This is a genomic window from Streptomyces sp. NPDC056948 (genome assembly GCF_042674225.1).
GTDB classification, from domain to species: domain Bacteria; phylum Actinomycetota; class Actinomycetes; order Streptomycetales; family Streptomycetaceae; genus Streptomyces; species Streptomyces purpurascens.
Map to the genome: position 1 here is coordinate 1 of NZ_JBHUQX010000146.1, position 20,361 is coordinate 20,361.

The window sequence follows — 20,361 nt, forward strand, 5'->3', positions numbered from 1 at the left end:
GGTCAAGGACGAGGAGGTGCTGGTCCGGGCGTACGACGACGCGGCCGGGGTGACGGCCGCGTTCAACAAGAACGTCCTCACCGTGATCAACCGTGAGCTCGGCGCCGACTTCGAGCCCACCACCTTCGACCACGTGGCCGTGTGGGACGCCGAGCACGAGTGGATCGAGATGCGGCTGCGTTCCCGTACGGCGCAGACGGTGAAGGTGCCGGCGCTCGACCTCGCCGTCCACTTCGCGGCGGACGAGGAGCTGCGCACCGAGGTGTCGGCGAAGTTCCGCCAGGAGGGTGTGCGCACCGAGCTGTCGGCGGCGGGGCTGGACCTGGCGCACTGGTGGACGGACGGTGCGGGCCGGTTCGCGCTGTCGCTGAGCGTCGCGCGCTGACCTCGGCGAGCCCTTGGACGGCGGCGGAGCGGGAGGCGACGCCTCGCGCTTCGCCGCCGGGTGGGGCACGGTGGAGTCACGCGTGGCAGATCCGTCAATGGCACGTCAAGAACGTCAAGAACCGTCAAGGAACGTCACTGGAAGAGGAGCAGCGGCATGTCGAACCACACCTACCGGGTCACGGAGATCGTCGGGACCTCACCCGAGGGCGTCGACGCGGCCATCCGCAACGGCATCGGCCGGGCCTCGCAGACCCTGCGCAACCTGGACTGGTTCGAGGTGACCCAGGTGCGCGGCCAGCTCGAGAACGGGCAGATCGCGCACTGGCAGGTGGGGATCAAGGTGGGCTTCCGCCTGGAGGAGGACGAGTAGCCGCGAGCGTGCGCTCTCAGGTCCTGCCTTCTCGCTCCTGAGCCACCTTCAGTTCGGCGGAACGAGCGGCCCAGTCGGCCCGGAGAACGGTGAAGCCCGCGCGCCGGGCGTCCTCGCAGACGAGTTCGTCGTCGTCCACGAGGACGCGGACCTCGCGCGTGCGGGCGAGCCGCCGCAGGATCTCCAGCTTGGTGATCCGGGCGGGCCTGCGGTCACCTCTTCCCCCACCCTCCCGCCCGGCGTCTCGCCGCATGTACACCCGCCCTTCGGGCAGTTCCTGGGCGGCCAGCCAGTCGAGCGTGTCGCGCCGGCAGCGCTCGGGCCGCCCGGTGAGATAGACGATCTCGCACTCCCGCGCGCTCTCCTGGACCAGCTCGATGCCTTCCGGGAGGGGCGGATCCTGCGGAGCCGCGGCGAAGAAGCCGTCCCAGTCCCGCGGCCTGCGCTCCAGGAACCGCTGCCGGTGCGCGGTGTCGGCGAGGGTGTTGTCCAGGTCGAACACGGCCAGCGGGGCTTTGCTGCGATCGTCACTCACACAGCCCACCTTAGGCCGTGTCCGCCCGGCACTTCCCGTCGTCACCCGGCAACCTTCACCCCCCGGGCGGCCACTGCTCTGCGACACCAAGCAGGCAGAGGCGGGAGGCCGTATGCGCAACACGAGGATCTGGTCGGCGGCGGTGACGGGGGCGGCGCTGGCCATGGCGCTGGGCGGTCCGGCGGGGCCGGCGGTCGCCGCGGGCACGACCCTGGTCGTGGCGCCGAACGGGGACGACTTGGCTCCCGGCACGCTCGCCCGGCCGCTGAAGACCATCCAGCGGGCGGTGGACCTGGCGAAGCCAGGCGACACCATCAGCGTGCGCGGCGGGACGTACGCCCTCACGGACAACATCACCGTCGCCACCTCGGGGACCGCGTCCCAGCCCATCGCCCTCGCCGCCCACCCGGGCGAGCGTGTGGTCGTCGACGGCGAGAGACTGCCCGCGAGCCACACCCCGGTCGGCGGCAGCATCCCGCGTGCCGAGCGCGGGGCGATCCACATGGAGGCGTCGCACTGGCGGATCTCGGATCTGGAGATCGTCAACGGCCCGTACGGGATCTACTGCGACGGCTGCGACGGCAATGTCTTCTCGCGTCTGAGCACGCACGACAACTACGAGTCCGGCTTCCAGCTCCAGGGCGCCTCCAGCGGCAACCAGATCCTGAACCTGGACAGTTACGGCAACCGCGACCCGCGCAAGAACGGGGAGAGCGCCGACGGCCTGGCCGTCAAGGAGGGCACCGGCACGGGCAACGTGGTGCGCGGCGCCCGGCTCTGGAACAACGTCGACGACGGCTTCGACGCCTGGGAGTTCGCCTCCCCGGTGACGATCGAGAACACGGTGGCGTACGGCAACGGCTTCAACCGCTGGAACTTCCCCGACTTCGCGGGCGACGGCAACGGCTTCAAGCTCGGCGGCGGCAGCCCGGCCCCGGCGGTGGCGCACACCGTGCGCGACAGCGCCTCCTTCAAGAACGCGAAACACGGCTTCACCGACAACGGCAACCCCGGCTCCCTCGCTCTGAGCCGCGACTCCACGTACGGCAACGCCGGAACGGGTTTCGACGCCGACGTCCCGGGCGGGACCGCCCGGCTCACCGGCAACCTGTCCGTCGCGGACCAGCGTGCGGCAGCCGTCGGGGCCAAGACGGTCGCCGACGGCAACTCCTGGAATCTCGGCGGCACATGGAACGCCTCCTCGGTGCTGAGCACCGACCCGGGTCCGCTCACCGGCCCCCGGGCGGCGGACGGCTCGCTGCCGAAGGCGCCGGCGTTCCTCGTCCCGCGGAACGGCACCGCCGTCGGCGCCCGTTTCTGATCCGGCTCATTTGAGACAGCCTGGCCGGATAAATGGTCCGGACTATTCGCCGGAAACTCCTTTCACGCAGGCCGTCGCAGTACCGTCACCCCTTCACCGGGGACGTGAACGAGCCATGACCACAAGTCAATTGACCATCACAGTTGATGGCTCAAGCACAGCACTGACATACTCCGCATTCAGCCTCGCCGCCACCCGCGGCCGGGGCTGGTCGGGGATCTCCACACAGAACCCCGAGGCCGTCCGCGTGATTCCGAACCGCGATTCTTTCGGTTTCACGAGCCCCCCACAGAGCCCGCACCCCCTCACCATGTCCGGCGCCCCTCCACCCTGCTCGAAAGCCGGGCGCGCCACTTACCCGACGGGGTCGAGTGCGGGGCACGAAGCAGCGAAGAAGGTGCGCCTGTGCCCGAATTCCCACCGCGGCGGGAAGACACTCCCACATTTCCGCTTCCGCACATCGAACACACACCGCCGTCTCGTATAGCCGACCATCCCGAATTTCACTCACTGCGTCGCGCGCAGCGCCGGTTCGGCACCCGGGCGACGATCCTGTCCGCCGGCGGATTCCTGCTGTATGTGCTGCTGTCGAGTTTTGTTCCCGCGGTGATGAACCAGCCGCTCTTCGGCCACCTCACGATCGGACTCACCCTCGGCCTCGGGCAGTTCGTCATCATGGGTGTGACCGCCTGGTGCTATGTCCGGCACATGCGTGACCGGGTCGATCCGCTCGCCCGCGGCCTCAGGTCCCGTCAGTACGAGAACGACAACCGCCGCGCCCGTTCGGCCACGGCGCCCCAGGGTGGCGGGCAGCCCCTCCAGCACGGCACGAGGGGGTTCCGCACGTGGTGACGACCGCCGCCGCCATCGACGACAGCAGCCTGCAGCTGACGTTCGTCCTGTTCCTGACCGTGGTCGTGATCACCCTGTTCACGGCACTGCTGACGGCCCCTCAGCGCGACGAGATCAGCGAGTTCTACCTCGGCAACCGCACCATGTCGCCGTTGCGCAACGGCCTGGCCATGTGCGGCGACTATCTGTCCGCCGCCACCCTGCTGGGCAGCACCGGGCTGGTCGCCCTGACCGGGTACGACGGACTGATGTACCTCGGCGGCACCACCGTCGCCTGGATGATGGTGCTGCTGCTGATCGCCGAACCCCTGCACCGCACGGGGAAGTTCACGCTGGGCGACACGGTGGCGCTGCGCCTGCCCCGGCAGCAGCGGCCGGTGCGGGTCGCCCTCGCGGTCTGCATCCTGGCCATCGCGACGCTCTATCTGGTGGCCCAACTCGTCGGCAGTGTCGCGCTGTTGACGCAGTTCACCGGAGCGCCGAGCGCCACCACCCGCACCCTGTGCGTGGCCGTGATCGGAACGTTCGTGATCCTGTACGCCTCCCTCGGCGGCATGCCCGGCGCCACGGTCATCCAGATCATCAAGGCCGTGATGCTGGTGGTGGGCGTGCTGTTCACCGCGGGCTGGGTGCTGTACCACTTCGACTGGAACGCCAACGCGCTGCTCGAGAGGGCGGCCGAACGCAGCGGCAGCGGCCTGCAGTTCCTCGAGCCCGGGCTGCGCTACGGCGGGACCGTCAGCAACAAGCTGGACTTCTTCAGCCTCGAACTGGCCATCGTCCTCGGCCTCGCCGCCCTCCCGCACGTGCTGATGCGGCTGCTCGCCCCGCGCAAGAGCGGCGTGCTGCGCTCCTCCCTCCTCTGGGCCGTCGGCCTGGTCGGCGCGGTCTGTTTCGGGGCCGGCATCCTCGGCCTCGGCGCCACCGCACTCCTCGGCCGGGACACCATCGAGAACACGGACCGCACCGGCAACGCCTCCGTCCTGCTGCTCGCCCACGAGCTGGGCGGCAGTGTGCTCACCGCGCTGCTGACCTGCCTGGCCTATCTGACCCTGCTCGCCGTTGCGGTGGGCCTCACCCTGGCCGCGGCCTCGTCCCTCGCGCACGACCTGTACAGCGAGGTGATCCGCAAGGGCCAGGCCAGTGAGACGGAGGAACTGACCGTGGCCCGGCTGTCCGGAGCGGTCATCGGCATCCTCGGCATCCTGCTGGCCCTCGTCGCCTGGGGGGCGAACACCGCGACGCTCGCCTTCCTCGCCTTCGCCATCGCGGCGTCCGCGATCCTGCCGACGATCATCTACACCCTCTTCTGGCGCCGCTTCACGGCGAAGGGGGCACTGCTCAGCCTCTACGGCGGTCTGGCCTGCTCCGTCCTGCTCGCCGTGTTCTCCCCCGTCGTCTCCTCCGCCCCGGCCTCCTTCTACCCCGACGTCGACTTCGCCTGGTTCCCGCTCCAGAACCCGGGCATCGTCTCCATCCCCGCGGGCTTCCTGCTGGGCTGGCTCGGCACGGTGCTGGACAAGGGCCCGGCCGAGGAGAGCACCGCGCACGAGGAGTTCGAGGTGCGGATGCTGGTGGGCGCCGACGACTGAGCACACCAGGGGCATCGGCGGCCGGGCACCGGACGCGCATTGTTAATGGGATCCATTTTCATGTAGCGTTCTCGGTGCCTGTCCACCGAGGAGGAGTCCCATGGCTGTCCCGAAGCGGAAGATGTCCCGCAGCAACACCCGTCACCGCCGCGCCCAGTGGAAGGCGGCCACCCCGACGCTGGTCCCGGTCACCGTCGACGGCGCCCGCCACCTCGTACCGCAGAACCTGGTCAAGGCCTACGAGCGCGGGCTGCTACGCCCGGACGGCTGAGCTCGCGGCCTCGGTGTAGTAGTGCGCGCGGACCTGGCGCAGCCAGGCCTCGACCGGCGCCTCGTCGGGTTCGTCCGGCAGCGCCGTGGGGCCGGCGTCGAAGGCAGCCTCGTAGTGTCTGAGCAGGGGCAGCGCGGCCGCCGGGTCGGCCGCCACGCGCTCCCCGAAGGCGTGGTACTCCTCCGGGTTGTCGACGCGGATCGTCAACCGCCCGGTGGTGTACAGCTCCAGACCCTGCCCGCACAGCCGCTTGAGATGCCGGGCGTGCTTCGCGGTGCGCCTGCGGGTGTCCGCCGAGAACGAGCCGTCGCCGCGCGCCTCGAGCCGCCGGAACTGCTGGGTGGCGTAGCCGAGGTAGGCGTCCCTGATGCGCCGGGCGCACAGGAAGGCCGTACGGATGCCGATGAGCTCGTCGCCGAGCGGGGTCCGCACCTCGTACAGCTCGTCCGGGAGCCACACCAGCTCCATCGCGGTCGGATTGCCGCCCAGGGCGAGCCGGCACCATTTGGCGGCCTCGTGCAGCGTGCTGTCCGGCACCGTGCTGACGTGGGACTCCTTGGGCCGGCGCAGACCGTGCAGCTCTACGGTGGGCGCCGCGAACATGCCGAGGCGATCGACGTCGGAGCCCTCGCGGGCGAGTCCGTACGCGGTCGATCCGACGATGCCGGAGAGCAGGACGTTGGGGACGGTCACGGTCGGCCGCCTTTCACTACGGGATACCGGGACATTGTCCTGACGTGCCAGGACACGGTCACCCGGTTTTCCGGCGGGGGCCCCGCGCGGGGCAGCGGAATACCGGCGGCCCCGTGCGGCGTAGAACCTCGTATGGAACCAGTACGCCTGTCCGTCCTCGACCGCTCCCGCACCCGCGAGGGCCGCACCCACCCCGAGGCGCTGCGTGACACCGTGCGGCTGGCGGGGGAGCTGGAGCGGCTCGGGTACCACCGGGTCTGGGTGTCGGAGCATCACGGCGTTCCCGGGGTCGCCGGCTCCGCGCCGACCGTGCTGGCCGCCGCCGTCGCCGCCGCGACCCGGACGATCCGGGTGGGCACCGGCGGGGTGATGCTGCCCAATCACCGGCCGCTGGTCGTGGCCGAGCAGTTCGGGGTGCTGGAGTCGCTGTTCCCCGGGCGGATCGACATGGGCCTGGGCCGGTCCGTCGGTTTCACGGACGGGGTGCGCAGGGCCCTGGGCCGCGACAAGGACGACGCCGAGGACTTCGAGGCCCAGTTGCGGGAGCTGCTCGGCTGGTTCCGGGGCTCCTCCCCCACCGGGGTCCATGCCCGCCCGTCCGAGGGGCTGACCGTGCCGCCGTTCGTCCTGGCCATGGGCGAGGGCGCCGGCATCGCCGCCCGCGCGGGTCTGCCCATGGTCATCGGCGACCTCCGGAACCGGGAGAAGATGCGGCGTGGCATCGACCACTACCGCGACCACTTCCGCCCCTCCGCCTGGGCGCCGGAACCGTACGTCGTCATCTCGGGCACCATCGCCGTGGCCGCCACCCCCGAGGAGGCCAGGCGGCTGCTGGTCCCGGAGGCCTGGGCGATGGCGTACTCCCGCACCCACGGCACCTTCCCTCCCCTGCCGCCCGCCGAGCGCGTCGAGGCGCTCACCATGACGGCCAAGGAGCACGGCTTCTACGCGTCCGGGCTCACCGGCCACATCGCCGGCACCGAGGAGCAGGTCGCCGACGAGCTGGAGACGGTATTGAAGGAGACCGGGGCGCAGGAGGTCCTGGTCACCACCAGCACGTACGACCGCGAGGCCCTGCTGGACTCCTACCGGCGGCTGGCCGCGATCACCTCCGGTTAGAGTCCTGCTCATGCACGACCCCCACACCCCCCACGATCCTTACGTCCGCGTCCGAGGCGCCCGCGAGCACAACCTCCAGGGCATCGATGTCGACATCCCCCGGGACGTGCTGGCCGTGTTCACCGGCGTGTCCGGCTCGGGCAAGTCGTCCCTGGCGTTCGGCACGATCTACGCGGAGGCCCAGCGGCGCTACTTCGAGTCGGTCGCGCCGTACGCGCGCCGGCTGATCCACCAGGTCGGCGCGCCGAAGGTCGGGGAGATCACCGGTCTGCCGCCGGCCGTCTCGCTCCAGCAGCGCCGCGCCGCCCCCACCTCGCGCTCCTCCGTCGGTACCGTCACCAACCTCTCGAACTCCCTGCGCATGCTGTTCTCCCGGGCCGGCACCTACCCGCCCGGCGCCGAGCGCCTCGACTCGGACGCGTTCTCGCCCAACACGGCGGCCGGGGCCTGCCCGGCGTGCCACGGGCTCGGGCAAGTGCACCGTACGAGCGAGGAGTTGCTGGTCCCCGACCCGTCGCTGTCGATCCGGGAGGGCGCGATCGCCGCGTGGCCGGGCGCCTGGCAGGGCAAGAATTTGCGGGACATCCTCGACGCGCTCGGCCACGACGTGGACCGGCCGTGGCGGGAGCTGCCCGCCGCGGCCCGGGAGTGGATCCTGTTCACGGACGAGCAGCCGGTGGTCACCGTGCACCCCGTGCGGGACGCGGACCGCATCCAGCGGCCGTACCAGGGCACGTACATGAGCGCCCGGCGGTACGTGATGAAGACCTTCTCGGACTCCAAGAGCCCGACCCTGCGGACGAAGGCCGAACGGTTCCTGGCCAGTGCGCCCTGCCCGGCCTGCGGCGGCAGCCGGCTGCGCCCCGAGGCACTCGCCGTGACGTTCGGCGGCCGGACCGTCGCCGAGCTGGCGGCGCTGCCGCTGGTGGAGCTGGCCGCCGGTCTCGACGCGACGTCGGAGACCGCCCGGGTCCTCACCGCCGACCTCACGTCCCGGATCGCACCGGTCCTCGAGCTGGGCCTCGGCTACCTCAGCCTCGACCGGCCCACCCCCACCCTCTCCGCCGGCGAACTGCAACGCCTGCGCCTCGCCACGCAACTGCGCTCCGGACTGTTCGGCGTGGTCTACGTCCTCGACGAGCCGTCGGCCGGGCTGCACCCGGCGGACACCGAGGCGCTGCTCACGGTGCTGGAGCGGCTGAAGACGGCCGGGAACTCGGTGTTCGTGGTGGAGCACCACCTCGACGTCGTGCGCGGCGCCGACTGGCTGGTGGACGTGGGCCCCGACGCGGGCGAGCACGGCGGGCGGGTGCTGCACAGCGGCCCGGTGGCGGAGCTGGCAGCCGTCGAGGAGTCGGCGACGGCCCGCTACCTGTTCGACCGCTCCCCCGCTCCGGCCCGGGAGATCCGCGAACCGAGCGGGTGGCTGAAGACCGGCCCGGTCACCCGGCACAACCTGCGCGGCGTGACCGCCGACTTCCCGCTCGGCGTGTTCACCGCGGTCACCGGGGTGTCCGGCTCCGGCAAGTCCACGCTCATCGGCGAGATCACCGAGGACAGGGCGGACACGGCGGGGGTGGGCCGGCTGGTCTCGGTCGACCAGAAGCCGATCGGGCGCACCCCGCGCTCGAACCTCGCGACCTACACGGGCCTCTTCGACGTGGTGCGCAAGGTGTTCGCGGCCACCGACGGGGCACGCGAACGGGGCTTCGGCGTCGGCCGGTTCTCCTTCAACGTCGCGGGCGGGCGCTGTGAGACCTGCCAGGGCGAGGGGTTCGTCAGCGTGGAGCTGCTGTTCCTGCCGAGCACCTACGCGCCCTGCCCGGACTGCGGCGGAGCCCGGTACAACCCCCAGACGCTGGAAGTGTCGTACCGGGGACGGGACATCGCGCAGGTGCTGGACCTGACGGTGGAGAGCGCGGCGGAGTTCTTCGCGGACACCCCGGTTGTCGCCCGCAGCCTCAGCACCCTGCTGGACGTGGGGCTCGGCTATCTGCGCCTCGGCCAGCCCGCGACCGAACTGTCCGGCGGCGAGGCGCAGCGCATCAAGCTGGCGAGCGAGCTGCAGCGCGGCCGGCGCGGCCACACGCTCTACCTCCTCGATGAGCCGACCACCGGTCTTCACCCGGCCGACGTGGACGTCCTGATGCGCCAACTGCACGGCCTCGTCGACGCCGGGCACACCGTGATCGTCGTCGAGCACGACATGTCCGTCGTCGCACGCGCGGACTGGGTGATCGACCTCGGCCCGGGCGGCGGCGACGCGGGCGGCCGGATCGTGGCGGCGGGACCGCCCGCGGAGGTGGCCCGGACGGAGCCGAGCGCCACGGCACGGTATCTGGGCCGGGCGCTCGGCAGGGGCCGGTCGTAGACAGCCGGCGGGACCGGTCTTCGCCGGTCAGCGGGCGGCGAGCAGACCGGCGACGAGGTCCCGGGGCAGGCCGTGGGTGTCGTGGAGGTAGCCGTAGTCCTCTTCGCTGAGCGGTCCCCGGTACTCGGGGCGGGCCAGCAGCCGGCTTCCCCGTTCGAGGAGCCTGCCGAACCGCTGTTCCTCGTCGAGGAGGACCTCCCGGACGAGGTCGGGGCCGACGGTCTGGCGGAAGTGGTCGAGGGTGTGCTCGATCAGCTCCGGGGGCAGGTCGGCGAGGGTGCGGGAGGAGTCGCCGCGCCCGAGCGTGGTGAGGAGACGGCGGATCAGCCGGCGCAGGACGTAACCGCGGCCGGTGTTCGACGGCCGTACGCCGTCGCCGAGTACGACGACGCCGGCGCGCAGGTGGTCGCTGACCAGGCGGGTCGACGGGCCGTCCAGGCCCCACAGAGAGGGCACGGTCCGCATCCACGGTTCGAAGACGTCCGTGTCGTAGACCGACCGGCGCCCCTGCAGGACGGCGACGAGGCGTTCGAGGCCCATGCCCGTGTCGACGCCGGGCTGCCGCAGGGGGACGAGGGTGCCGTCGGTGTGGCGCTCGTAGCGCATGTGGACGTGGTTCCAGAGCTCCACCCAGCGCCGGTCGGTGCCGGGGCTGCCCTGGGGTGGAGTGCCGGTGTCGCCGGTCCAGACGAAGATCTCCGAGTCGGGGCCGCACGGGCCGGCCGGGCCGTTGGACCACCAGTTCTCGTCCCCGGCCCGCTCCACCGGCAGCCCCAGCTCCTCCCAGACGCGCAGCGAATCGGTGTCGGGGCCGACCTGGTCCGATCCGCCGAAGACCGTGACGTGCAGGCGCTCTTGCGGGATGCCGAACCCGTCGCGCAGCAGCTCGTACCCCCAGCGTAGGGACTGGGCGTGGTCGTAGTCGCCCAGTGACCAGGAGCCGAGCATCTCGAACACCGTCAGATGCGTGGTGTCGCCGATCTCGTCCAGGTCGGTGGTGCGCAGGCAGCGCTGGAGGTTGACCAGCCGCCGCCCCTGCGGATGGGGGCGGCCCAGCAGATACGGCGTGAGGGGCTGCATGCCGGCCGTGGTGAACAGCACCGGGTCCGAGGGCGGGGGCAGCAGCGTGCTGCCGGTGACGAGCCGGTGTCCGCGCTCACGGAAGAAGTCGTTGAACGTCCGTACGGTCCGGGCCGTGTCCATGGCGGTCTCCTTGAGGTCAGGGGACCGGAACGAACCGCGCTGGGAAGCCGGAGAGTACGGGGGTCCTGGCGGTCCGTTTCCGGCCGCCGGGAAGGGTTGACGAGGTCAGGCGTCGGCAGCCGATGAGCTGGTCGCTCGTGCGGCTGCGGCTTCGGTGCGCTTGATGACCTCCATGGCTGCGACGGTAACAGCGGGCGCCGGGACCGTCGCGGGATTTTTCGTGGCGCCGTACGGCCGGGTCACCAGTGCGGCGTGTGTCCAGGCCGGCTGGGCGGGCCGCGCCGGCTGGGCGGCCCGGGCGAGCGAGCGCCGGTCGGGGTGGGCGCCCGGGGGTATGACGGCCTGTACGTCCACCTCGGCCACCAGGCCGCGTGCCGACACCACCCGCCAGACCGAGGCCGGCAGCGTGTCGTCGCCGACGAAGGCGGGCGCGGTGCTCGTCGGCCCGCCGGCGACCCGGTACTGCAGACGCACCGGCTGGACGGCGGCTCCCGCGTCCAGCGCGGCCTGGAAGACGGCTCGGCGGAAGACGCCCTGGGAGCGGCCGCACCAGGTGCTGCCCTCGGGGAAGACCCCGACGGCCCGGCCGTCGCGCAGCACCTCGGCGATCCGGGCGACGGTGCCCGGCAGGGCCCGCAGCCGGTCCCGGTCGATGAACAGGACGCCGCCGCGCGCGACCAGCGGCCCGGCGACGGGCCACCGCCGCACCTCGGCCTTGGCCAGCATCCGGGCGGGACGTACGGCGGCGAGCAGCGGGATGTCCAGCCAGGAGATGTGGTTGGCGACCAGCAGCAGTCCGCCGGTGGGGGCGGCGGCGCCGGTGACGCGGACCTGGACCCCCGCGGCCCGCACGATCCACCGGCACCACCGCCGGACCAGGGACGCCGGTATCCGTGCACCGACCGGAGTCAGCGCGATCCCGGCGAGGACGAGCAGGACAACCGCTGTGAGCCGCAGCACGGCCCAGGGCACGGCCCTCGCCACCGGCTCGACACAGGCCCGGGGCGTACAGGGCGCGAGGGGCAGCCAGGCGCTCATCAGGCCGGTACGAGGGAGAGGAAGTGCCGCAGGTAGCGCGAGTTGACCCGGCTCATCGGCAGCAGCACCAACAGGTCGGCGACGCCGAAGTCCGGGTCGTGGGCCGGTTCGCCGCACACCCAGGCGCCGAGGCGCAGATAGCCGCGCAGCAGGGCGGGCAGTTCGACGCGGGCGGCGGGTGCGGGACCCGGGATCCACGGCAGCAGCGGCCGGACGCGGTACTCCTGCGGCGACAGGTGCTTGTCACTCACCCGGTCCCAGGTGGCGGAGGCGAGAGCGCCGCCGTCGGCCAGCGGGATGGAGCAGCAGCCGGCGAGCCACTCGTGCCCGCGGTCGACCATGTAGCGGGCGATACCGGCCCAGATGAGGCTGATGACCGCGCCGTCGCGGTGGTCGGGGTGCACACAGGAGCGGCCGACCTCGACGAGTTCCGGCCGGATCCCGCCGAGGGAGCTCAGATCGAACTCGCTCTCGGAGTACAGCCGCCCGGCGACCGCCGCGCGCTCCGGCGGCAGCAGCCGGTAGGTGCCGACGACCTGGCCGGTCGTCTCCTCGCGGACGAGCAGGTGGTCGCAGTACGCGTCGAACGAGTCGACGTCGAGGCCCGGCTGCGGGCCGGTCAGCAGGGCGCCCAGTTCCCCGGCGAAGACGTCGTGCCGCAGCCGCTGCGCGGCACGCACGTCCTCCTCGTTCCGGGCGAGGGCGACGGTGTAGCGGGTGGGGGCCGTGGGCTGCGCGGGGCGGTCGACGGTCAGTACGCCGGTCATGGCTCTCTCCTGGTCACGGGCCGGAGGCGGCGAGCGGTGCCGCCGCCCACTGTTGTGCCCATGCCGCCTGTCCTGCGCGTGACGACTGCCAGGAGTGCGGGTGTGCGCATGTTGAACTACTGCTTGGCGACCCTCCGCGTGGCCCGCAGCCACTCCTTGTTCATGCCGGTGATGGACATGAGGGGAATTCCCTTGGGACAGGCGGTGGCGCACTCCCCGGTGAGGGTGCAGCCGCCGAAGCCCTCCTCGTCCATCTGCTCCACCATGTCCAGCACCCGCGTCTCCCGCTCGGGCGCCCCCTGCGGCAGCACATTGAGATGGTTGACCTTGGCGGACGTGAACAGCATCGCCGCCCCGTTGGGACAAGCCGCCACACACGCCCCGCACCCGATGCACTCCGCGTGCTCGAAGGCGAGGTCGGCGTCCGGCTTCGGCACCGGCGTGGCATGCGCTTCCGGAGCCGCACCCGTCGGCGCGGTGATGTAGCCACCGGCCTGGATGATCCGGTCGAAGGCGGACCGGTCCACGACCAGGTCCTTGATGACCGGGAAGGCGGACGCCCGCCACGGCTCGATGTCGATCGTGTCGCCGTCCTCGAAGGACCGCATGTGCAACTGACAGGTCGTGGTGCGTTCAGGCCCGTGCGCGTCCCCGTTGATCACGAGCGAACAGGCACCGCAGATGCCCTCGCGGCAGTCGTGGTCGAAGGCCACGGGATCCTCACCCCGCAGGATGAGCTCCTCGTTGAGCGTGTCGAGCATCTCCAGGAAGGACATGTCGGGCGAGATGGCGTCCACCTCGTACGTGGACATCGTGCCGTCGGCGTCGGCGTTCCGCTGCCGCCAGACGCGCAGGGTGAGCTTCATGCGTAGCTCCGCTGAGTGGGGTGGACGTACTCGAAGGCCAGGTCTTCCCTGTGCAGGGCCGGAGCCTGGCCGGTGCCGGTGAACTCCCAGGCGGCCGCGTAGGCGAACTCCTCGTCCTTGCGGGCGGCCTCGCCTTCGGGTGTCTGGGACTCCTCGCGGAAGTGGCCGCCGCAGGACTCGTCGCGGTGCAGCGCGTCGAGGCACATCAGCTCGGCCAGCTCCAGGTAGTCGACGACGCGGTTGGCCTTCTCCAGCGACTGGTTGAACTCCTCGCCGCTGCCGGGCACCTTGATGCGCCTCCAGAACTCCTCGCGGATCTGCGGGATGCGCTCCAGCGCCTTGCGCAGCCCCGCGTCGGTGCGGGCCATGCCGCAGAACTCCCACATGAGTTCGCCGACCTCGCGGTGGAAGGAGTCGGGGGTGCGGTCGCCGTCGACGGACAGCAGCAGGTTGAGCCGGTCCTGGGTCTCGGCCAGCACCTCCTGGACGACGGGGTGTTCGTCGGTGACCGCGTCGTGGTGCGGGTTGCGGGCCAGGTAGTCGTTGATGGTCGCCGGGAGCACGAAGTATCCGTCGGCCAGGCCCTGCATCAGCGCGGAGGCGCCGAGGCGGTTGGCCCCGTGGTCGGAGAAGTTGGCCTCGCCGATCGCGAACAGCCCGGGGACGGTGGTCTGGAGGTCGTAGTCGACCCACAGGCCGCCCATCGTGTAGTGCACGGCGGGGTAGATCCGCATCGGCACCCGGTACGGATCCTCGTCGGTGATCCGCTGGTACATGTCGAAGAGGTTGCCGTACTTGGCCTCGACGGCCTTGCGGCCCATCCGCGCGATCGCGTCGGCGAAGTCCAGGTACACGCCCTGGCCGCCGGGACCGACGCCCCTGCCCTCGTCGCACACGTTCTTCGCGGCACGGGAGGCGATGTCGCGCGGCACGAGATTGCCGAAGGACGGATAGATGCGCTCCAGGTAGTAGTCGCGCTCGTCCTCGGGGATCTCCTTCGGGGGCCGCTGGTCCCCCTTCGCCTTCGGCACCCAGATACGCCCGTCGTTGCGCAGCGACTCGCTCATCAGCGTCAGCTTGGACTGGTGGTCGCCGGTGCGCGGGATGCAGGTGGGGTGGATCTGGGTGAAGCAGGGGTTGGCGAAGTACGCACCGCGCCGGTGGGCCCGCCAGATGGCCGTGGCGTTGGAGTTCATGGCGTTGGTCGACAGATAGAAGACGTTGCCGTAGCCGCCGGAGGCGAGCACGACGGCGTCCGCGAAGTACGTGTCGATCTTGCCGGTGATCAGGTCGCGGGCCACGATCCCGCGCGCCCGCCCGTCGACCACGATCAGGTCGAGCATCTCGGTCCGCGGATGCATCTCGATGTTCCCCGCGGCGATCTGCCGGCTGAGGGCCTGGTAGGCGCCGAGGAGGAGCTGCTGGCCCGTCTGGCCCCGGGCGTAGAACGTGCGCGAGACCTGCACCCCGCCGAACGACCGGGTGTCGAGCAGCCCGCCGTACTCACGGGCGAACGGCACGCCCTGGGCCACGCACTGGTCGATGATCTCGACGGAGATCTGCGCGAGCCGGTGGACGTTGGACTCGCGGGCCCGGAAGTCGCCGCCCTTGACGGTGTCGTAGAACAGCCGGTGGATCGAGTCGCCGTCGTTGCGGTAGTTCTTCGCGGCGTTGACGCCGCCCTGCGCGGCGATGGAGTGGGCGCGGCGCGGGGAGTCCTGGTAGCAGAACTGGACGACGTGGTAGCCCTGTTCGGCGAGGGTGGCCCCGGCGGAGCCGCCGGCGAGGCCGGTGCCGACGACGATGACGGTGTGTTTGCGCCGGTTGGCGGGGTTGACGAGTTTGGCTTCGAAGCGGCGCTTGTCCCAGCGCTCGGCGACCGGCCCGGACGGGGCCTTGGTGTCGACGACCGGCTCACCGGTCGCGTAGTCGGCGTAGGAAGTCATCTTCAGCTCACCACTCCGGTCATGACGCCCACGGGTACGGCGATGAAGCCGGCCGTGAGCAGCAGCGCGAGAAAGTTGGCGACGGTCTTCAGGGCGCGGTCGCGGCTGCGGCTGCCGACGCCGAGGCTCTGGGCGGCGCTCCAGAAGCCGTGCCGGATGTGCAGGCCGAGCGCGAGCATCGCGACGATGTAGACGACGTTGCCGTACCAGGTGGAGAACGTGTCCACGACGTTCTGGTACGGACGGCCCTCCTGGAAGCCGCCGGGGTGCACGGTGCCGGTCGTCAGGTCCAGGATGTGCCAGACGATGAACAGCCCGAGGATGATGCCGCCCCAGCGCATGGTGCGCGTGGCGTAGCTGGCCCGCGGCTTCTTGTGCACGTACTTGCTCGGGCGCGCCTTGATGTCGCGGCGGCTGAGCTGGTACGCCGAGGTGGCGTGCGCGACGACGGCGACGACCAGCACGATCCGGACGAGCCAGAGCGTCCACCCGTAGTGCATGAACGGCTCTCCGACGACCCGCAGCCAGTGCCCGTAGTCGTTGAACTCGCCTGCCCCGAAGAAGATCTTCAGGTTTCCGATCATGTGGACGACCAGGTACAGCAGCATGATCAGCCCGCTGACCGCCATCACGGTCTTCTTGCCGAGGGTGGAGTCCCACACGGTGCGTGCCATGGACGGCCGTCGGTCCGTCCGCGTTGCCAGAGCCATGGCCAGAACGCTACGGACGCGCGGCCGATCGGTCCAAGACATGGTCCGGCTTGATTCCATAGGCCGGGGCTATCGTACGAGTATGCAGTTCCAGCAGCTCCAGTACTTCGTGGCCGTCGCCGAGACCCGGCACTTCACCCGGGCCGCCGATCTGGTCCATGTCGCGCAGCCGTCGTTGTCGCAGCAGATCAAGGCGCTGGAGCGGGAACTGGGAGCGGACCTGTTCCGGCGCGCACGCGGCAACATCACGCTCACGGACGCCGGGGAAGCGCTGCTGCCCCTGGCCCGGCGGATCCTGGCCGACGCGGACACGGCCCGGCACGAGGTGCAGGAACTGGCGCAGCTACGGCGGGGGCGGGTGCGGCTGGGGGCGACGCCGAGTGTGTGCACGGGGCTGCTGCCGGATGTGCTGCGCGCGTTCCATGATCGCTACCCGGGGATCCGGCTGCTGATCGAGGAGGGCGGCTCTCATGATCTGGTGCGGGAGCTGGCGCGTGGCGCGCTGGATCTGGCGCTGGTCGTGCTGCCGCTGCCGACGCCGTCACCGGCGCTGACCACGGTGGAGCTGCTGCGGGAGGATCTTGTGGTGGTCTCCTCACCCGACGCGCCGCGACCCGGCCGGGGCTCGCGCACGGTGCGCATTGCCGATCTGGAGGGTGAGCGGCTGGTGATGTTCCGGCACGGGTACGACCTGCGGGAGCTGACCGTGGCGGCGTGTCGTGCCGAGGGGTTCGAGCCCGACTTCGCGGTGGAGGGTGGGGAGATGGATGCGGTGCTGGGGTTTGTGCGGGCGGGGTTGGGGGTTGCGGTGGTGCCGCGGATGGTGGCGGCGAGGTCGGGGCCTGGTTTGCGGGTGACGCCGCTGGCCAGACCCGGCCTCCACCGCACGATCGCACTCGCACACCGCAGTGATGTGGCTCCGCCTCGGGCTGCTCGGGAGTTGCAGCGGATGTTGCTTGAGCGGTGAGGCGGTTTCGGGGGCGCCGTTGTGTGTGAGTGCCGTTCGAGGGTGCGGGTTGTCCTTGGCTGGTCGTGCCCACGCGGCGGAGCCGCATATCGAACACAGCCCCGCGCCCCTGGAGGCACTGCCCCCTAGCCCGTTGCGTCGACCAGGGCCAGTTCGTGCAGGCGCTCCGGGGGGCCCGGGCGGGCGTAGTACCAGCCCTGGGCCGTGTCGCAGCCGAGTATGCGCAACTGCTCGGCCTGCGCGCCCGTTTCCACGCCCTCGACCGTGACCGCGAGGTCCAGGCTGTGGGCCAGGGAGACGATTCCCTCGACGATCTTGAGGTCGACGGGGTCGGCCGGGAACTGTTGCATGCTCTGGGTGAAGGAGCGGTCCAGTTTCAGGATGCTCACCGGCAGCCGGCGCAGGTTGGCGAGGTTGGAGTAGCCCGTGCCGAAGTCGTCCAGGGCGATGTCGACGCCCATCTCCGCCAGCCGGCGCAACGGCTTCAGCAGGTCGTCGTCCGCGCCGATCAGCGCCGACTCCGTGACCTCCAGGCAGAGCGCGTCCGGTTCGATGCCTGTGCGCTCCAGGATGTCGACGGTGTCCTGGACCAGGCCGGGGTGGGTGAGCTGGCAGGGCGAGAGGTTGACGTTGATCCGCAGCGGGCCCGCGGCCTCCGCGCCGCCGCGCAGTTCCCGCCACTCGCGGGCCTGCCGTACCGACTGTTCCAGGACCCACCGGCCCAGCGGCACGATCAGCCCGGTGTGCTCGGCGAGCGGGATGAAGCGGTCCGGGCCGAGCACGCCGTGCTGCGGGTGCAGCCAGCGCACCAGGGCCTCGGCTCCCCGGACGCTGCCGTCGCCGAGGTGGACCAGCGGCTGGTACTCGATGAAGAACTCGCCCCGCTCCAGCGCGGTCGGCAGGGCCGTGGTCAGGCCGTGCCGGGTGATGGCGCGGGCGTCGGCCTCGGGGTCGGCGAGTTCGAAACGGTTGCCGCCCGCCGACTTGGCCCGGTACATGGTGATGTCGGCGCTGCGCAGCACCTCCGCCGGGCTGCGCTCCCCCGCCGGGCCCTCGACGATGCCGATGCTGCCGCGCACGGTCAGCTCCCGGCCGTCGACACTGATCGGCGCGAGCAGCGCGTTCATGATGCGGCCCGCGAGCTCGTCGACCTCGCGCTGGGTGTCGCGGCCGGTGGTCAGCGCCACGAACTCGTCGCCGCCGAGCCGGGCGACCATCTCGCCGGGCGCGGTGGCGCAGGACTGCAGCCGGTCGGCGACCTCCACCAGCAGCCGGTCGCCGGCCGCGTGGCCCAGGCTGTCGTTGATGGTCTTGAAGCCGTCGAGGTCGAGGTAGCACAGCCCGAACCGCTGGCCTTCCCCGGCGCCCAGTGCCTTCTCCAGGCGCTCGAAGAAGAAGGTGCGGTTCGGCAGGCCGGTCAGCGCGTCGTGCGTGGCCTCGTAGCGCAGCCTCAGGTTGAGCAGCCGCCGCTCGGTGGTGTCCTCCATGAGGGCGAGCTGATACTGCGGATCGCCGTCGGCGTCGCGCAGCAGCGAGACCGTCAGGTTGGTCCACAGGGCCGTTCCGTCAGGGCGGTAGAACGCCTTCTCCAGGTGGTAGTGCTCCCGCTCGCCGCGTACGAGCTCGTCGTAGAGCCGCCAGGTCTGCGGCGCGTCGTCGGGGTGGGTCCACTCCATGACGTTGCGGCTGCGCAAGGCCTGCTCGGAGATCCCGAACATGCGCAGCAACGCGCCGTTGACCTGCAGGATGTTGCCCTCGAGGTCGGCCATGCCGATGCCTATGGCAGCGCCCTCGAAGACCGCCCGGAACCGGGCCTCGCTCGCGTGCAGGGCCTGGGCCACCACGCCCTGCGCCTTGAGGGCGGCCTCGGCGATGGCCTCCTGCTCGGCCAGCGTCCGCTCGCGCAGCGCCCGGGCGAAGCCGGCGGACATCGCGTGCTGCAGTCGCGCGCAGCGCGCCCTCAGGTCCTCCTGGTCGCCGTCACCCCCGCAGTACAGGACCAGGTAGGCGTCCACGCAGTCCAGCGTGTGGCTGAGCGCCTCGGGGTCGGTGCAGTGCGCGTCCACGAGGGCGGCGCCCACGGCCTTGCCCTCGTCGGAGTCGAAGGCCCGGGCCAGCAGTGCGTCGCTCAGCCGCCGGGCCAGCGGCAGCAGTTCCTCCTCGAACTCCGGGCGGGTCGACGACGTCGAGGTCACCGGGTAGACCGCCCGGCTCCAGATCGTCGCGAATCTGCGCAGTCTGTCCTCCGGCCCGTCCGGTTCCGCGATCACGCCGTACGCCCCACGCCCGCGAAACCGGAGAACGCGTAGGGATCCTCGTCCTCCGGTGCGGTGTCGGGCCGCCAGCGTGGCATCGCCACCAGTCCGGGTTCCACCATGTCGTACCCCTCGAAGAACCGCGCGATCTCCTCGCGCGAGCGCATGATCAGCGGGTTGCGGATCTCCTCGTACACGTCCACCGCACCCCCGGCCCGCTCCGGCGACAGCGGGATCCCCTCGTAGGAGGCATGCGTGAGCACGAGCAGGCTGCCGGGCGCGAGCGCCTCCCGCAGCTCGGCCACCGCCCCGTACGGGTCGTCCTCGTCTTCCACGAAGTGAAGTATGGCAACGAGGAGCAGGGCCACTGGCTGATTCAGGTCGATCAGCCGCTCCACCTCGGGGCTGCTCAGGATGTCCTGGGGCTTGCGGAGGTCCGCGGCGACGACGCCCGCGCCGTCGTTGCCCTCCAGGACCGCCTGGCTGTGTGCCACGGCCACCGGGTCGTGGTCGACGTACACCACGCGCGCGCCGGGGCTGGCCGTCTGGGCCACCTCGTGCACATTGCCGAAGGTGGGGATGCCGGAGCCGATGTCCAGGAACTGGGTGATGCCCTGGTCGGCCGCGTAGCGCACGGCGCGGCGCATGAACGCCCGGTTCGCCTGCACGATCTTGGGGAGGCCCGGCAGGAACTCCATGGCCCTGCGGGCCGCTTCCCGGTCGACCTCGAAGTTGTGCGATCCGCCCAGATAGAAGTCGTACATCCGGGAAACGCTGGGCACCGAGATGTCGATGCTCCGTGGGGCCCAGGCGGGACGCTCCATCTATCTCTCCAAGGCGTAGGCGATCCGGTGTTCGAGCAGAGGCTACTGATCGCCCGCCAATGGAGCGACCCGAAACGGAAATTGACCATCCGTTCCCGGTCACTGCCTGCGGCACGTGCCGAATTGATACCCGCCCGCCTGCCATTCGAACATATGACGAACAGTGTTCGAGGCATTCCGGAGAGTTCCGGCCCGGAAGGGGAAGAGTGTTGAGAATTCGATGAGTTCAGGTGAAGCACGGCAAAACGGTCCGCCCCTCCGTGGGGCACGGAGG

19 protein-coding genes are annotated in these 20,361 nt (G+C 71.1%); 9 read left to right on the top strand and 10 right to left on the bottom strand.

The window, feature by feature from the left end; genetic code table 11:
* Both ACFTZL_RS20065 and ACFTZL_RS20070 read left to right on the top strand, forming a co-directional pair.
* Window positions 1-385, top strand: a 385-nt coding sequence (locus tag ACFTZL_RS20065; protein WP_382584358.1) for an L-histidine N(alpha)-methyltransferase, incomplete at its 5' end; no start/stop codon positions are given.
* Window positions 386-541: 156 nt separating this feature from the next.
* A complete protein-coding gene (locus ACFTZL_RS20070; RefSeq protein WP_382584361.1) occupies window positions 542-757 on the top strand; it encodes a dodecin in 216 nt (71 codons plus the stop codon).
* A gap of 16 nt (window positions 758-773) precedes the next feature.
* On the opposite strand, the gene ACFTZL_RS20075 is transcribed toward ACFTZL_RS20070, so the two are convergent.
* A complete protein-coding gene (locus tag ACFTZL_RS20075; protein WP_382584363.1) occupies window positions 774-1,292 on the bottom strand; it encodes a hypothetical protein in 519 nt (172 codons plus the stop codon).
* A gap of 112 nt (window positions 1,293-1,404) precedes the next feature.
* Between ACFTZL_RS20075 and ACFTZL_RS20080 the strand changes: the two genes are divergently transcribed.
* The 4 genes from ACFTZL_RS20080 to rpmF all read left to right on the top strand — a co-directional run bounded on the left by ACFTZL_RS20080 (window position 1,405) and on the right by rpmF (window position 5,328).
* Entirely contained in the window at window positions 1,405-2,613 is a 1,209-nt protein-coding gene (locus ACFTZL_RS20080) for a right-handed parallel beta-helix repeat-containing protein (RefSeq protein WP_382584366.1), read from the top strand.
* 405 nt (window positions 2,614-3,018) lie between these two features.
* On the top strand, window positions 3,019-3,465 hold the full coding sequence (locus tag ACFTZL_RS20085; RefSeq protein ID WP_382584368.1) for a DUF485 domain-containing protein: 447 nt from the start codon (window positions 3,019-3,021) through the stop codon (window positions 3,463-3,465).
* Window positions 3,462-5,057, top strand: a complete 1,596-nt coding sequence (locus ACFTZL_RS20090) for a cation acetate symporter (RefSeq protein ID WP_382584405.1) — start codon at window positions 3,462-3,464, stop codon at window positions 5,055-5,057. Before ACFTZL_RS20085 ends, ACFTZL_RS20090 begins: the two co-directional genes overlap by 4 nt.
* A gap of 100 nt (window positions 5,058-5,157) precedes the next feature.
* Complete coding sequence (rpmF, locus tag ACFTZL_RS20095; RefSeq protein ID WP_382584371.1) at window positions 5,158-5,328, top strand: 50S ribosomal protein L32; 171 nt, start codon at window positions 5,158-5,160, stop codon at window positions 5,326-5,328.
* On the opposite strand, the gene ACFTZL_RS20100 is transcribed toward rpmF, so the two are convergent.
* Complete coding sequence (locus ACFTZL_RS20100) at window positions 5,311-6,021, bottom strand: DNA polymerase beta superfamily protein (protein WP_382584374.1); 711 nt, start codon at window positions 6,019-6,021, stop codon at window positions 5,311-5,313. The genes rpmF and ACFTZL_RS20100 overlap by 18 nt on opposite strands.
* Before the next feature lie 132 nt (window positions 6,022-6,153).
* Between ACFTZL_RS20100 and ACFTZL_RS20105 the strand changes: the two genes are divergently transcribed.
* A complete protein-coding gene (locus tag ACFTZL_RS20105) occupies window positions 6,154-7,140 on the top strand; it encodes an LLM class flavin-dependent oxidoreductase (protein WP_382584376.1) in 987 nt (328 codons plus the stop codon).
* A 10-nt stretch (window positions 7,141-7,150) separates the two neighbouring features.
* Window positions 7,151-9,511, top strand: coding sequence for an ATP-binding cassette domain-containing protein (locus tag ACFTZL_RS20110; RefSeq protein WP_382584379.1), 2,361 nt, complete (start codon window positions 7,151-7,153; stop codon window positions 9,509-9,511).
* Window positions 9,512-9,538: 27 nt separating this feature from the next.
* Here ACFTZL_RS20110 and ACFTZL_RS20115 read toward each other — a convergent pair whose 3' ends face one another.
* From ACFTZL_RS20115 to ACFTZL_RS20140, 6 genes are all read right to left on the bottom strand, one after another.
* Window positions 9,539-10,714: an alanine--tRNA ligase-related protein gene (locus ACFTZL_RS20115; RefSeq protein WP_382584382.1), complete on the bottom strand. Its 1,176-nt coding sequence runs from the start codon at window positions 10,712-10,714 to the stop codon at window positions 9,539-9,541.
* Window positions 10,715-10,819: 105 nt separating this feature from the next.
* Entirely contained in the window at window positions 10,820-11,752 is a 933-nt protein-coding gene (locus tag ACFTZL_RS20120; protein ID WP_382584385.1) for a lysophospholipid acyltransferase family protein, read from the bottom strand.
* Window positions 11,752-12,519, bottom strand: a complete 768-nt coding sequence (locus ACFTZL_RS20125) for a GNAT family N-acetyltransferase (RefSeq protein ID WP_382584388.1) — start codon at window positions 12,517-12,519, stop codon at window positions 11,752-11,754. Before ACFTZL_RS20125 ends, ACFTZL_RS20120 begins: the two co-directional genes overlap by 1 nt.
* Window positions 12,520-12,635: 116 nt before the next feature.
* Window positions 12,636-13,385, bottom strand: coding sequence for a succinate dehydrogenase/fumarate reductase iron-sulfur subunit (locus ACFTZL_RS20130; RefSeq protein ID WP_382584391.1), 750 nt, complete (start codon window positions 13,383-13,385; stop codon window positions 12,636-12,638).
* Complete coding sequence (locus ACFTZL_RS20135; RefSeq protein WP_382584394.1) at window positions 13,382-15,331, bottom strand: fumarate reductase/succinate dehydrogenase flavoprotein subunit; 1,950 nt, start codon at window positions 15,329-15,331, stop codon at window positions 13,382-13,384. The genes ACFTZL_RS20130 and ACFTZL_RS20135 overlap by 4 nt, the downstream gene beginning before the upstream one ends.
* 2 nt (window positions 15,332-15,333) lie before the next feature.
* Window positions 15,334-16,005, bottom strand: a complete 672-nt coding sequence (locus tag ACFTZL_RS20140) for a succinate dehydrogenase (protein ID WP_382584408.1) — start codon at window positions 16,003-16,005, stop codon at window positions 15,334-15,336.
* Window positions 16,006-16,123: 118 nt separating this feature from the next.
* Between ACFTZL_RS20140 and ACFTZL_RS20145 the strand changes: the two genes are divergently transcribed.
* Window positions 16,124-17,008 carry a LysR family transcriptional regulator gene (locus ACFTZL_RS20145; protein WP_382584397.1) on the top strand — a complete coding sequence of 295 codons (885 nt, stop codon included), beginning with the start codon at window positions 16,124-16,126 and terminating at the stop codon, window positions 17,006-17,008.
* Window positions 17,009-17,133: 125 nt separating this feature from the next.
* Here the strand turns inward: ACFTZL_RS20145 and ACFTZL_RS20150 are convergent, their stop codons facing one another.
* Together ACFTZL_RS20150 and ACFTZL_RS20155 are read right to left on the bottom strand one after the other, a co-directional pair.
* Entirely contained in the window at window positions 17,134-19,278 is a 2,145-nt protein-coding gene (locus ACFTZL_RS20150) for a putative bifunctional diguanylate cyclase/phosphodiesterase (protein ID WP_382584400.1), read from the bottom strand.
* Window positions 19,275-20,087, bottom strand: coding sequence for an SAM-dependent methyltransferase (locus tag ACFTZL_RS20155; RefSeq protein ID WP_382584403.1), 813 nt, complete (start codon window positions 20,085-20,087; stop codon window positions 19,275-19,277). The genes ACFTZL_RS20150 and ACFTZL_RS20155 overlap by 4 nt, the downstream gene beginning before the upstream one ends.
* Between the last annotated feature and the right edge of the window lie 274 nt (window positions 20,088-20,361).

Bases quoted from the DNA above. Each gene is read 5' to 3' on its own strand.
- ACFTZL_RS20105 (WP_382584376.1), top strand. From the start codon at position 6,154: ATGGAACCAGTACGCCTGTCCGTCCTCGACCGCTCCCGCACCCGCGAG.
- ACFTZL_RS20140 (WP_382584408.1), bottom strand. From the start codon at position 16,005: ATGGCACGCACCGTGTGGGACTCCACCCTCGGCAAGAAGACCGTGATG.
- ACFTZL_RS20110 (WP_382584379.1), top strand. From the start codon at position 7,151: ATGCACGACCCCCACACCCCCCACGATCCTTACGTCCGCGTCCGAGGC.
- ACFTZL_RS20070 (WP_382584361.1), top strand. From the start codon at position 542: ATGTCGAACCACACCTACCGGGTCACGGAGATCGTCGGGACCTCACCC.
- ACFTZL_RS20080 (WP_382584366.1), top strand. From the start codon at position 1,405: ATGCGCAACACGAGGATCTGGTCGGCGGCGGTGACGGGGGCGGCGCTG.
- ACFTZL_RS20155 (WP_382584403.1), bottom strand. From the start codon at position 20,087: ATGGAGCGTCCCGCCTGGGCCCCACGGAGCATCGACATCTCGGTGCCC.
- ACFTZL_RS20130 (WP_382584391.1), bottom strand. From the start codon at position 13,385: ATGAAGCTCACCCTGCGCGTCTGGCGGCAGCGGAACGCCGACGCCGAC.
- ACFTZL_RS20115 (WP_382584382.1), bottom strand. From the start codon at position 10,714: ATGGACACGGCCCGGACCGTACGGACGTTCAACGACTTCTTCCGTGAG.
- ACFTZL_RS20120 (WP_382584385.1), bottom strand. From the start codon at position 11,752: ATGAGCGCCTGGCTGCCCCTCGCGCCCTGTACGCCCCGGGCCTGTGTC.
- ACFTZL_RS20145 (WP_382584397.1), top strand. From the start codon at position 16,124: ATGCAGTTCCAGCAGCTCCAGTACTTCGTGGCCGTCGCCGAGACCCGG.
- rpmF (WP_382584371.1), top strand. From the start codon at position 5,158: ATGGCTGTCCCGAAGCGGAAGATGTCCCGCAGCAACACCCGTCACCGC.
- ACFTZL_RS20125 (WP_382584388.1), bottom strand. From the start codon at position 12,519: ATGACCGGCGTACTGACCGTCGACCGCCCCGCGCAGCCCACGGCCCCC.
- ACFTZL_RS20135 (WP_382584394.1), bottom strand. From the start codon at position 15,331: ATGACTTCCTACGCCGACTACGCGACCGGTGAGCCGGTCGTCGACACC.